Raw genomic sequence first — 11,940 nt, 5'->3', positions numbered from 1 at the left:
CCGGGTTAGGGGTGTAGACGAAGGACGGTGATCTGGTGTCGTTGTTGACCGGTCAGACCGCAGTTATCACTGGCGGTGCGCAAGGACTGGGTTTCGCCATAGCGGCGAGGTTCGTCGCCGAGGGTGCACGGGTGGTGCTCGGTGACGTGAACCTGGAGGCAACCGAGGCCGCGGCGACGCAGCTCGGCGGCGATGACGTCGCCGCCGCGGTGCGCTGTGATGTGACGTCCGGGGCCGACGTCGACGCGTTGGTCGCAAGCGCCGTCGACCGGTTCGGCGGGCTGGACGTCATGGTCAACAACGCGGGTATCACCCGCGACGCGACGATGCGCAAGATGACCGAGGAGGAATTCGACCAGGTCATCGCGGTGCATCTGAAGGGTACGTGGAACGGGCTTCGCACGGCCGCGGCGATCATGCGGGAGAACAAACGTGGCGCGATCGTGAACATGTCGTCGATCTCCGGGAAGGTCGGCATGGTCGGCCAGACCAACTATTCGGCGGCCAAGGCCGGCATCGTGGGGATGACCAAGGCGGCTTCCAAGGAACTCGCGTATCTCGGTGTGCGAGTCAATGCGATCCAGCCCGGGCTGATCAGGTCGGCGATGACGGAGGCTATGCCGCAACGGATTTGGGACGAGAAGCTGGCTGAGATACCGATGGGACGGGCCGGCGAGCCAGAAGAGGTCGCCAACGTTGCGCTGTTCCTCGCAAGCGATCTGTCGTCGTATATGACCGGAACCGTTCTCGAGGTGACTGGCGGGAGACACCTGTGAGCGCTCGCGAGGCCGTGATCTGTGAACCGGTTCGGACACCGATCGGCCGCTACGGGGGAATGTTCAAGTCGCAGAGCGCTGTCGACCTCGGCGTCGCCGCTCTCACCGGGCTGCTCGACCGCACCGGCATTCCGCCGAAATCCGTGCAGGACGTCATCCTTGGGCACTGCTATCCCAGCAGCGAGGCGCCGGCGATCGGGCGCGTCGTCGCGCTCGACTCCGGGCTGCCGGTGACTGTGCCGGGCATGCAGGTCGACCGCCGCTGCGGATCGGGTCTGCAGGCAGTGATCCAGGCATGTCTGCAAATCAGCTCCGGCGACAACGATCTCGTCGTCGGCGGCGGTGCGGAAAGCATGAGCAACGTCACCTTCTACTCGACCGATATGCGCTGGGGTGGTGCCCGCGGTGGTGTGCGCGTGCACGACGGGTTGGCCCGCGGCCGCACTACCGCAGGCGGTCGTCACCACCCCGTGCCGGGCGGAATGTTGGAGACCGCGGAGAACCTGCGCCGGCAATACAACATCTCGCGCCAAGAGCAGGACGAGCTGGCGGTGGCATCGCATCAGCGGGCGGTGGCCGCGCAGAAGGACGGCATCCTGGCCGAGGAAATCATTCCGGTCACCGTACGCAGCCGTCGAGGTGAGGAGCGGATCGACACCGACGAACATCCACGCGCCGACACCACGGTGGAATCGTTGAGCAAGCTCAAACCCGTTCTGCTGGAGCATGATCCAGAGGCAACCGTCACTGCGGGAAATTCCAGCGGACAAAACGACGCCGCATCCATGTGTCTGGTGACCACGATGGAAAAGGCCGACGAGCTCGGGCTGACCCCGCTGGTCCGGTTGGTGTCATGGGGCGTCGCGGCGGTAGCGCCGAACGTGATGGGCATCGGCCCGGTACCGGCCACCGAGGTCGCGCTGGCCAAGGCGGGCCTGCAATTTAGCGATATCGACCTGATCGAACTCAACGAGGCATTCGCCGCGCAGGCTCTTGCCGTGATGCGGGAATGGGGCTTCGGCGCTGCGGATCGGGAGCGGACGAACGTACACGGGTCGGGAATCTCGTTGGGTCACCCTGTTGGCGCCACCGGCGGGCGGATGTTGGCCACGCTGGCCCGCGAGCTCAAACGGCGGGACGGGCGCTATGGGCTCGAAACCATGTGCATCGGCGGGGGACAAGGCCTTGCGGCGGTCTTCGAGCGGGTCGGGTGGCGATGAGCACGCCGTTGTCCGATCTCACCGTCGTCGAAGTGTCGAGCTTCGTCGCCGCACCGTTATGCGGCATGACGTTGAGCCAACTGGGTGCGCAGGTGATACGGGTCGACCCGATCGGCGGCGCATCCGATGTACGGCGCTGGCCGTTGGCCGCAAGCGGGACGTCGATTTACTGGACCGGCCTGAATAAGGGAAAGCGTTCGGCCACCATCGATTTGCGATCACCAGAAGGACAGGAGCTGGTTCAGCGGCTCATCGTGGAGGGTGACGGTGTCGTGGTAACCAACGCGGCAGGCCTGTCCTGGTTGTCGTTCGAGCAGCTCGCCGCGATGCGCGCGGACGTGATTCACGTCCAGCTGCTCGGCCGCCATGACGGCTCCACCGGCGTGGACTACACGGTCAACGCGGCGAGCGGCTTTCCGTTGGTCACCGGGCCGGCGAACCAGGCTGGCCCGATCAATCATGTGCTGCCGGCCTGGGATGTCTGCTGCGGCCTCTACGCAGCGCTGGCCGTCGTCGCTGCGGTGCGCCGCCGCGACCACGCAGGCGTCGGCGCCAAAATCAGCATCGCGCTGGAGGATGTCGCCCTCGCCACCGCCGGCAACTTGGGCTGGTTGACCGAGCCTCAAGTCAACGGCACCGAACGCCAACGCCTGGGCAACGCGATCTACGGCCAGTACGGTCAGGACTTCACCAGCCGGGACGGCGTTGCGTTCATGGTTGTCACGTTGACACGGCGTCACTTTCAGGATCTCGTCGAGGTATCGGGGACTGCTGCGGCGGTCTCAGCGCTCGCAGAGTCTCTCGGCGCCGACTTCAGCGACGAGGGCGAACGTTATCGGTACCGCGACGTGCTCAGCGGACTGTTCGCGACCTGGTTTGCCGACCACACCGCCGACGAGATCACCAAGGCCCTGTCAGCCACCAGCGTGTTGTTCGAGCGCTATCGGACTTTCGCGCAAGTGGCCGAAGATGAACGGGTTACCGCGAATCCGCTGTTTTCCCGGCTGCACCAAGACGGTCTCGGTGACTATCTCGCGCCGGCGATGCCAGCCGTCTTCGACGACGGCTATCTCGCTAGCGAACCGGCGCCGAAGCTCGGCGCCGACACCGCTGACCTGCTCACCGAACGGCTTGGATTAAGCACAGCCGACGTGGAACGGCTCGAGAGTGCAAGGACCATCGCATGACAAAACTCGCCGAGACGTTCGGCCTGACCGAATTCCAAACCGAGATCATCGCCACGGTACGGCAATTCGTTGAGAAGGAAGTCATTCCCAACGCGCCGGAGCTCGAACGTACTGATACGTATCCGCAAGCCATCGTCGATCAAATGCGAGAGATGGGCCTATTCGGCCTGATGATCCCGCAGGAGTACGGCGGCCTGGGGGAGTCGCTGCTGAGCTACGCCTTGTGCGTCGAAGAATTAGCCCGCGGCTGGATGAGCATCTCGGGGGTGCTCAATACCCACTTCATCGTCGCCTACATGCTGCGCCAGTACGGGACCGACGAGCAGAAGCAACGCCTGTTGCCGCGCATGGCAATCGGCGAGGTGCGAGGCGCGTTCTCCATGTCCGAGCCGGAGTTGGGCTCCGACGTCGCCGCGATCCGGACCCGCGCCACACTCAATGCCGACGGCAACTACACGATCAACGGCCAGAAGATGTGGCTGACCAATGGCGGTAGTTCCACTTTGGTGGCGGCGTTGATTCGCACCGACGAGGGAGCCGAATCACCGCACCGCAATCTGACCGCCTTCCTGATCGAGAAGCCGACCGGCTTCGGTGAGGTGATGCCCGGTCTGCTCATACCTGGGAAGATCGACAAGTTGGGCTACAAGGGCATTGACACCACCGAGCTGATCTTCGACGGATACGTGGCCAGTGCCGACCACATCTTGGGCGGTACCCCGGGGCAGGGTTTCTACCAGATGATGGACGGTATCGAGGTCGGGCGGGTCAACGTATCGGCCAGAGCTTGTGGAGTGGCAGTCCGCGCCTTCGAGCTCGCGGTGCGCTACGCCCAACAGCGCCATACCTTCGGCAAGCCGATCGCCGAACATCAGGCCATCGCATTTCAAATCGCGGAAATGGCAACCAAAGTCGAGGCGGCACATCTGATGATGGTCAATGCCGCGCGGCTGAAAGACTCCGGCGAGCGTAACGATGTCGCCGCCGGCATGGCGAAATACCTTGCAAGCGAGTTTTGCTCAGAGGTCACGCAGCAGAGCTTCCGGATCCACGGCGGCTACGGCTACTCCAAAGAGTACGAAATCGAACGGCTGATGCGCGACGCCCCGTTCCTGCTCATCGGCGAGGGCACCAGCGAGATACAGAAGTCCATCATCAGCAAACGGCTGCTCGCCGAGTATCGGATTTGACCGTGAGCGTCCCCGATTTCGTTCCACGCCCGCAGCTCTCGGAAGACGTTGCGCACTTTGTGCGTAAGCGGATCTTCGATGGTACTTATTCCGCCGGTGAGTACGTCCGCCTGGACCAACTGGCCGCCGAGTTAGGGATCAGCGTCACACCGGTGCGGGAAGCGCTGTTCGAACTCCGCGCCGAGGGGCTGTTGGCTCAGCAGCCGCGCCGCGGCTTCGTGGTGCTGCCGGTAACCGGACGCGACCTCACAGATGTGGCCAACGTGCAGGCGCATGTGGGCGGCGAGCTGGCGGCGCGGGCAGCGATGAACATCGACGATGACCAGCTGCGCGAACTCAAGACGATCCAGGCGCAGTTGGAGGAAGCCTATGCCAGTGGCGACGACGAGCGAACAGTCCGGCTCAATCACGAGTTCCATCGGGCCATCAACGTGGCAGCCGAGTCGCCGAAGCTGGCCCAGTTGATGTCGCAGATCACCCGTTACGCACCGGAATCCGTGTTTCCCACGATCGCCGGCTGGCCACATCAATCGATAAAAGATCATCGCCGGGTGCTGGCCGCGCTGGCCAAACACGACAGCGAGCTTGCCCGCAACGCGATGTCGGAGCACCTGGCCGCCGGCGCGGCCCCGCTGATCAGCCACCTCGCCGAGCATGGCGTGGTCGACACGTCGTGAGCCGTTGGACCGCGATATCACCCGCCGCGCTTCGATGAATCTTGGCGTCGGAGCAGGTCTATAGCAACATGGCGAAACCCCAGGACGACCAGCTGTGGACACTGGCGCATGCGGAGCGCGCGGCGCTGGCGGAGGACCTTTCAAGCATCAGCGCAGAACAGTGGCGGCACGGCACCTTGTGCGGGAAATGGGACGTTGAGGAGGTCGTCGCGCATCTGACCGCCGCGGCGAGCCTGAATCAGTGGAAGTGGTTGCGCAGCATGCTCGGTGCGCGTTTCCGGCCGGACGTGCACAACCAGCGGCGGCTGGCCGAGCACCGTGGCAGCACCCCCGCCGAGACACTTGATCTGTTCCGCTCCGTGATCACGAGCACCACAGCGCCGTCGGCCCATACCCCGGCCTACCTCGGCGAGGTCGTTGTCCATGCCCAAGACATTCGGCACCCGCTGGGACTGGCGCGGACACCGAGTGTCGAAGCGCTGACACCTGTGGCCGAATTCTTCGCCCGACGCGACTTCACCGTCGCTAGTCGTACCCTCATCGCCGGCCTCCAATTGCGGGCGGACGACGGGCCGTTTATCGCGGGCAGCGGAGCCGCGGTCACCGGATCCACCCTGGCCCTGGTCATGAGCATGGCTGGTCGCGCACCCTACGTCGACGAGCTCGACGGCCCAGGTGTGCAACTCCTCCGGTCACGAGTTGTTACATAGCAACTCGCGCAGCCGCCCGGCGTCGACCTTGCCGGTTGGACCGCGCGGAATCGCGTCATCCGAGTCGACGAGCACCCACATCGTTGGCACCTTGAACGAGCTGAGCAGTTTGCGGGCAGACTCACGAAGCTGCTCGGCGGTGTTCGCGACGGTGTCACACACCACCGCCGCACCCACTTGATCACCTTGCACGCCAGGCACATTGGTGACGAAAGCGTTGTCGACACCGTCGATTTCCCGCAGTGCCTGCTCGACCTCGGTGGGATGGACTGTCGCGCCGCTGACCTTGAACATGTCATCGGATCGACCGTGGTAGAAGAGAAAGCCTTCTTCGTCGAGCCGACCGAGGTCGCCGGTCGGATAAAACCCGTCGACGGTGAACAGGTCTTCGCGGCTGCGCCGACACATCCCGCGTAGGGTGTGCGGTCCCCGAAGCTCAATCATCCCAATGGTTCCCGCCGAAACCGGCTCGGCAGTATCGGGGTCGGTGATACGGACCTCCATCCCGGGGAACGGCCTCCCGCAGCTGCCCCACGCGGAGCGCGGCATATCGGTATCGGCAGGGTAACCGCAATACGGCCCGAAAGCTTCGGTCATCCCGAACAGGGTTGCCCGGGCACCGGGTTTCGCGCGTTGCTCGGGTGGTAGCAGCGCTTCCAGACTGCCGGGGCGCAGCGCCGACAAGTCCGCTTCGGCGCGGTCCGGGTGGCGGGCCAGCGCCTCAGCCTGATCCGGCCAGCCCCTAAACAGCGTCACCCGCTCGCGCTCGAGCAGGCCCAGCGTGGTGTCGGGATGCGGGATTTCTTCGGTCACCAGCGTGGCACCGGCCACCAGCGCAGAGAGCACACCGCTGCCGAAGCCACCTACCCAGAAAAACGGCATCGGTAGATACAGACGAGTGTCGGAATCGATGCACCGGCTCGCCAAACCGGAAGCCACCGCGCCCAGCGCGTTGCCGTGCGAGTGCACAACGCCTTTGGGCGCCCCGCTGCTGCCGGATGTGAACACAATGACCATCGGGTCGCTGGGTGTCACTGTCGCTGTCAGCGGGTCGACGATCCGGCTGGCCGCGTCTCCCGCGACCGTTTGCAATAACCGGTCGGCGGTCCAAACTTCGCGCAGTGCGGGAAGCTGCTCGCGTGGGAGCAACTCGTCGAGATATCGATGCCCACGAAATTCCTCCACGCCGATCAGGAACTGCACTGACGCAGTCCGCAATTGCGCGGCCAATTCCCGCGCCGGCAACAGCGTGCTCAACGGGACCAGCACCGCGCCGATCCGGATGACTGCGGTCGCGATCTGCACCCAGCGGACGCCGTTGGGCATGATCAGCCCCACCCGAGTACCTTTGACGACACCGGCTTCGATCAGCGCCGCTGACAAATCCCTTGTGGTGTCATCAAGTTCGCTGTAGCTCAATCGGGATACCAGGTCGATGACCATCGGTTTGGTCCCGTGCTCCGCGGCGCGCTCCCTCACCACCTGGTCGATGCTGTCAGGCACCGAACACCCTTGTTAATTCCCGCACATCGACCTTGCCACTGGCCAATAGCGGGACCTCGTCGGCCGGAATCGCCGCAAACCGCTTGGGGATCTTGTACACCGAGAGCTCCGCGGCGAGCTTGCGCCGAAGCGTGGTTTCGTCGAAGTAGGCGTCGTTCTCCAGCGTGATGACCGCAGCGACGATTTGCCCGCGCTCGGGGTCCGGGATGCCGACCACGTGTGCGACGACGCCGCCGGTGACTTTGGCAATCGCCTGCTCCACCTCGGCGGGCGACACGTTCGCACCTGAAGTCTTGATCATCGCGCCCTGTCGGCGGATGTAGTAGAAGAACCCGTCGCGGTCGGTGGCAACCAGGTCGCCGGTGTGGAACCAGCCGTCGGCGTCGAAGCATTCTTCTCGACTGCGTTTGTAGTACCGCTGCATGAGGCAGGGCCCGCGGATGCAGAGTTCTCCGAGCGCGCCATCATCGACCAGCGTTCCGGTCTCGGGATCGACGACCTTGGTTTCGAGGCCGGGCGCGGGCTTGCCGAACGAGCCGCGTCGATGTTCCGGCTGGTCGCTGTCGTCGCCGCTGATCAGCACCACGCTTCCGGCCTCGGTCAAGCCGAGCATGTTGTGCCGCAGCTCCGGATCGGCGGGCCGCGTCTCGGGCGCCATGATCGGATACAGGTTGCCGCGTCGCATCGAGGACAGATCGCGGTTATCAAAACTCGGATGCCGCGCCAGATGCGCGATCCCGGAGGCGAAACCGTTGGTGACGGTTGGTCTTTCGGCCTCGAGCAGGTCGAGTGTTAGGCCAGCGTCTTCGGCATTGGAGCACACCAGCGTCGATCCGGCCAGCAGCGTGGCAAGCAACGCAAACCCGAATCCTCCGATCCAGAAGAACGGCGAGTTGCAGAACAGCTTGTCGGCAGCGGTCAGGCCGCGAACGGCGTTGAGATTTCTCTGGTGGTTGAGCAGCGCGGCGTGGGTGTGCACCACGCCCTTGGGAGCGCTCGTGGTGCCTGACGTGTAAACGATCGTCAGCGGATCCGAGCCGTCGACATCGTCTTCCATCGCCGTCAAAAGTGCCGCGTCGACGGTCTCTGCCAGCTGATGAAGGCGTGCCACATCGAAGACCACGTGGCGCAATTGCGGTGCGGCGGTGTCGAGTAGCCGTTCGCCTGCGTCGAGGTCCGAGCCGGACAGCACCTCGGTCAGGAGCTGCACGTAGTCGTGAGAGCGGTACGACGCTGCGGCGAGAAGGATTTCGGTGTCGCTGTCGATCAGTTGCTCGTGTAGCTCTCGCGTCGTCGCGAAGGTGGAAAACGGGACGACGACGGCGCCGATGCGGGCCGCCGCCAGCGTGCCGATGACAAACGCAACGCCGTTGGGGTAGAGCAATCCGACGTGGCTGCCTTTGCCTGCGCCGAAAGCGATGAGCCCACGAGCCAGTTGAGCAGAGCGACGGTCGGCTTCGGCGTAACTGATGCGATCGGTGTCGCACACCAACAGTGGATGATCACCTCTGCTGCGGGCTTGGTCTCGCAGGACTTCGCCGACGGTAGGCGATTCACTCGGCATGGTCGCTCTGCGTAGCGGAAACGGGATCGCTGAAAAAGCTTCGGATTGCGGTCAGATCGGGCTTGCCCGACGGTGTTCTCGGAAGTTCAGCGACGACCGCGATGTCGGTGGGGATTTCGTAGCGCGCCAACCGCGTCCGCAGATAGTCGGTGAGTGCAGCCGCATCGACAGACGCCGACTCTCGCAATTCCACCATGGCCGCGGGCGTCTCACCGAGGCGAGCATCGCCCAACCCCACCACTGCAGCACCCGCGACCGCGGGATGACTCTCCAGCGCGGAGCGGACGTCATCGGGCATCACCTTGAAGCCGCCGCGGATGATGGCCTGATCGGCTCGGCCGACGATCCACAAGAAGCCGTCGGCGTCGATGCGTGCCATGTCGGTGGTGCGCATCCACGTGGTCGAGTGCCCCAGCTGACCCGGCTTGACCTCGAGCAGCCCGACTTGGTCGGGTTCGAGCGGCGTGCCGTCGTCGCCGACCACGCGCAGTTGGGCCCCGGGGTTGGCGCGGCCCACGCTGCCGCGTTTGATTCGCCAATACTTCTGATGGTCGGGCAACGTCCAGCCGGCGACTCCGCCGCCGAATTCGGTTGCCGCATAGGAAGTCAGGACGGGGATTCCGTATTTTTCGGTGAACGCGTCGGCATCGTCAGCCGACAGGGGCGCGGTACCGGAAGTGACGGCACGGATACTCGCCAGATCCTCTCGACGCAGATCGGAATGCAACACCATCCGCAACGCGGCCGGCACTAGCGACACCGCGCGTGGTCGATGCGTACGCACTGCCTCGGCCCAACTGTTGAGCTCGAACCGCTCCAGCAACACGAAGGGCCGCGCCTCGGCAATACATTGCAGGATCCGGAAGACACCGCCGATATGGACCAGCGGCGAGTTGACGATCGCGACACCGCGTCGCAGCTGCGTGGGCACCGGTGGTCGGTCATTCTCCGGGCCCATCACGCTGTGCGCCAACATGTCGTAGGTCAGGTCGACCCGCTTGGGCGGACCGGTGGTCCCGCTGGTCAACATCCGCACCGCAACACCCGGTCGCACCTCGTGTTGGGTGCGGGCCGCGCCCTCCGCAACCATTTTCGGCTCGACAGCCATGTCTGAAATCGACACCACCGTCGTGTCGGCCGGATGGCCCACTGTCGCCAGGTCGTCGGGATCGCCGACGATCAACGGCAGGCCGAGCTGGTTGACATCTGCTTTGGTGCGCTCATCGCCGCGAGCCGGGTTGATCGCCACGACGGTCGCTCCACACTGCAGAACGCCGAGAAGCGCGGCCACCTGTATAGGCCGGTTACGCAGCAGGATTCCGACCTGCGGTTGCTGCGCGCCATGACCGACGAGCGAACCGATCCGGTCAGCCATGCTGCCAAGCGCGCCCCATGAAAGCCATTGGCCCTCATACTCCAGAGCCGGTGCGTCCGGCGCCAAACTCAGCACGTCGCCGATGCGCTGGCTGAGCGGATGGGTCATCAGCGGACCCTCGGATCGGGTTTTGGCCCGGTATCGCGTGCTGCCAGCTCGGCGGTGCCGATCGGATTGCCCAGCCGGGTGTAAATCAGCCCCTGATCCAGCGCCGCTCGGTACGGCTTGTCCAGTGATTCCCAGATCGCCTTGACGGTGCCCTGGGTCGCCGACGGCGGTTTGGCCGCGATCGTCGCGGCGATCTCATGTGCCCGGGTCCACAGCTGTTCGCCGGCGACAACTTCGGATACCAGTCCGATCCGAAGGGCAGTATCGGCGCTGACCCGTTCGTCGTTGCCCATCAGTGCGATCCGCAAGGTTTCACCCAAACCGATCCGGCGCATCAGCCCGATCGGCTCCAGCGCGCAGACCAGCCCCGCCGATACGTGGGAGTCGAAAAACGTCGCGTCCGTCGAGCAGATGACCACGTCGGACTCGTTGATGAAGTAGAACCCACCCGCGGTGCACAGACCTTGCACCGCGCAGACCACCGGCTTCCACATCTTCTGCCACTTCGGGCTGAGTGCTTCGCCGGGATCCTCGTGATTCCAGATGTTTTCGGGCTGGCCGTAGGGCGACTTGATGTCGAGGCCGGCGCTGAACGCTCGAGTGCCGGCCGCCCGCAGCACCACGGCGTTGACTGAATCGTCGGCCTTGACGGTGCGCCAGGCTCGGGCCATCTCGTCGCACATCGTCCGGTTGAACGCGTTGAGCTGGTCGGGCCGGTTCAACGTGATGGTGGCAACCCGGTCGGCGCTGTCCACATCGAGCTGGATGGTCTCAAAGCTCATCGGCACTGCCACTCTGGTGGTCGCTTTTCGACGAACGCCTTGGGCCCTTCGAGGGAATCCTCGGTGTGCAGGTTGCGTTCGCGGAACGCCTCGGCGAGCATCTCGGCCTCGTGCAGCGGTAGGTCGAGGCCCTTGACGATGGCCAGCCGCGTGCCCCGGACGGCAAGCGGCGCATTGGAGTTGACGATGTCGGCGATCTCGTGGGCACGTTCCAGCAGTTGGTCGTGTTCGACGATCTCGCTGATCAGGCCGAGCTCGTAGGCGCGTTGGGCGCTCATCCGCTCGTGTTTGCCCATCAACGCCATCCGCAGCGCAATCGAGCGCGGCAGCACCCGGGCCACGCGGACCACCTCACGTGCGGCCACCAGGCCGATGCTGACGTGCGGGTCGAAGAATGTTGCCTTGTCGGACGCGATGACAATGTCTCCGGTGGTCACCCAATCCAACCCGGCCCCGCAACAGATTCCGTTGATCGCGGCGAGCACCGGCTTGGCCATTGTCCGGAATGGCGGGGTGCCCTCCTGCTGCGCCTCCCACTGTTCATAGGTGGACAAATATGGTGCTTCGTTGATCACCTTGCCGTCGCCGGGGATCGCCTTGACGTCTGCGCCAGTGCAGAATGCCCGTCCGGTACCGGTAACGATGAGAATCCATACGGCGTCGTCGTTTTCGGCCTCGCGGTAAGCGCTGCGCAGTTCGGTGATCATATGCGGGCTGAGCGCGTTGAGGGCGTCGGGGCGGTTTAGGGTGATGGTGGCTTTGTGCCCATCGACCTCGTACTTGATGGTGTCGTACATCAGCGTTCCTCGTTGTTGGGTGTCATCGGCCGTCGAACCGTGGTGTGCGTC

11 protein-coding genes are annotated in these 11,940 nt (G+C 64.5%); 6 read left to right on the top strand and 5 right to left on the bottom strand.

What is annotated here, in order from left to right; translation table 11 throughout:
- Positions 1-32 precede the first annotated feature (32 nt).
- The 6 genes from fabG to WB785_RS00935 all read left to right on the top strand — a co-directional run bounded on the left by fabG (position 33) and on the right by WB785_RS00935 (position 5,760).
- Positions 33-776 carry a 3-oxoacyl-ACP reductase FabG gene (fabG, locus tag WB785_RS00960; protein WP_424076853.1) on the top strand — a complete coding sequence of 248 codons (744 nt, stop codon included), beginning with the start codon at positions 33-35 and terminating at the stop codon, positions 774-776.
- Positions 773-1,996, top strand: a complete 1,224-nt coding sequence (locus tag WB785_RS00955; RefSeq protein ID WP_424076833.1) for an acetyl-CoA C-acetyltransferase — start codon at positions 773-775, stop codon at positions 1,994-1,996. The genes fabG and WB785_RS00955 overlap by 4 nt, the downstream gene beginning before the upstream one ends.
- The gene (locus tag WB785_RS00950) at positions 1,993-3,183 is read left to right on the top strand and encodes a CoA transferase (protein ID WP_424076832.1); all 1,191 of its coding nucleotides are present in this window, start codon (positions 1,993-1,995) and stop codon (positions 3,181-3,183) included. Before WB785_RS00955 ends, WB785_RS00950 begins: the two co-directional genes overlap by 4 nt.
- Positions 3,180-4,373 carry an acyl-CoA dehydrogenase family protein gene (locus WB785_RS00945; protein ID WP_424076831.1) on the top strand — a complete coding sequence of 398 codons (1,194 nt, stop codon included), beginning with the start codon at positions 3,180-3,182 and terminating at the stop codon, positions 4,371-4,373. Before WB785_RS00950 ends, WB785_RS00945 begins: the two co-directional genes overlap by 4 nt.
- Before the next feature lie 2 nt (positions 4,374-4,375).
- A complete protein-coding gene (locus WB785_RS00940; protein ID WP_424076830.1) occupies positions 4,376-5,050 on the top strand; it encodes a GntR family transcriptional regulator in 675 nt (224 codons plus the stop codon).
- Positions 5,051-5,118: 68 nt separating this feature from the next.
- Positions 5,119-5,760: a maleylpyruvate isomerase family mycothiol-dependent enzyme gene (locus tag WB785_RS00935; protein WP_424076829.1), complete on the top strand. Its 642-nt coding sequence runs from the start codon at positions 5,119-5,121 to the stop codon at positions 5,758-5,760.
- Here the strand turns inward: WB785_RS00935 and WB785_RS00930 are convergent.
- From WB785_RS00930 to WB785_RS00910, 5 genes are read right to left on the bottom strand one after another with little or no spacing between them, the layout of a single operon-like run.
- Positions 5,743-7,263: a class I adenylate-forming enzyme family protein gene (locus WB785_RS00930; RefSeq protein ID WP_424076828.1), complete on the bottom strand. Its 1,521-nt coding sequence runs from the start codon at positions 7,261-7,263 to the stop codon at positions 5,743-5,745. The two genes, WB785_RS00935 and WB785_RS00930, sit on opposite strands and share 18 nt — an antisense overlap.
- Entirely contained in the window at positions 7,256-8,827 is a 1,572-nt protein-coding gene (locus WB785_RS00925; RefSeq protein ID WP_424076827.1) for a class I adenylate-forming enzyme family protein, read from the bottom strand. The genes WB785_RS00930 and WB785_RS00925 overlap by 8 nt, the downstream gene beginning before the upstream one ends.
- The gene (locus WB785_RS00920) at positions 8,817-10,313 is read right to left on the bottom strand and encodes a class I adenylate-forming enzyme family protein (protein WP_424076852.1); all 1,497 of its coding nucleotides are present in this window, start codon (positions 10,311-10,313) and stop codon (positions 8,817-8,819) included. The genes WB785_RS00925 and WB785_RS00920 overlap by 11 nt, the downstream gene beginning before the upstream one ends.
- Positions 10,310-11,092, bottom strand: coding sequence for an enoyl-CoA hydratase/isomerase family protein (locus WB785_RS00915; RefSeq protein WP_424076826.1), 783 nt, complete (start codon positions 11,090-11,092; stop codon positions 10,310-10,312). Before WB785_RS00915 ends, WB785_RS00920 begins: the two co-directional genes overlap by 4 nt.
- Positions 11,089-11,889, bottom strand: a complete 801-nt coding sequence (locus WB785_RS00910; protein ID WP_424076851.1) for an enoyl-CoA hydratase/isomerase family protein — start codon at positions 11,887-11,889, stop codon at positions 11,089-11,091. Before WB785_RS00910 ends, WB785_RS00915 begins: the two co-directional genes overlap by 4 nt.
- Between the last annotated feature and the right edge of the window lie 51 nt (positions 11,890-11,940).

Origin of the sequence: Mycobacterium sp. (assembly GCF_049585075.1) — a bacterium.
In the GTDB taxonomy this organism is placed as follows: domain Bacteria; phylum Actinomycetota; class Actinomycetes; order Mycobacteriales; family Mycobacteriaceae; genus Mycobacterium.
The sequence above is the reverse complement of the archived record's forward strand: the minus strand, read 5'-3'. Positions and strand labels throughout refer to the sequence as shown.

Excerpts from the sequence above, each read along its gene's own strand:
- WB785_RS00950 (WP_424076832.1), top strand. The coding sequence starts at position 1,993 with ATGAGCACGCCGTTGTCCGATCTCACCGTCGTCGAAGTGTCGAGCTTC.
- WB785_RS00945 (WP_424076831.1), top strand. The coding sequence starts at position 3,180 with ATGACAAAACTCGCCGAGACGTTCGGCCTGACCGAATTCCAAACCGAG.
- WB785_RS00935 (WP_424076829.1), top strand. The coding sequence starts at position 5,119 with ATGGCGAAACCCCAGGACGACCAGCTGTGGACACTGGCGCATGCGGAG.
- WB785_RS00925 (WP_424076827.1), bottom strand. The coding sequence starts at position 8,827 with ATGCCGAGTGAATCGCCTACCGTCGGCGAAGTCCTGCGAGACCAAGCC.
- WB785_RS00915 (WP_424076826.1), bottom strand. The coding sequence starts at position 11,092 with ATGAGCTTTGAGACCATCCAGCTCGATGTGGACAGCGCCGACCGGGTT.
- WB785_RS00910 (WP_424076851.1), bottom strand. The coding sequence starts at position 11,889 with ATGTACGACACCATCAAGTACGAGGTCGATGGGCACAAAGCCACCATC.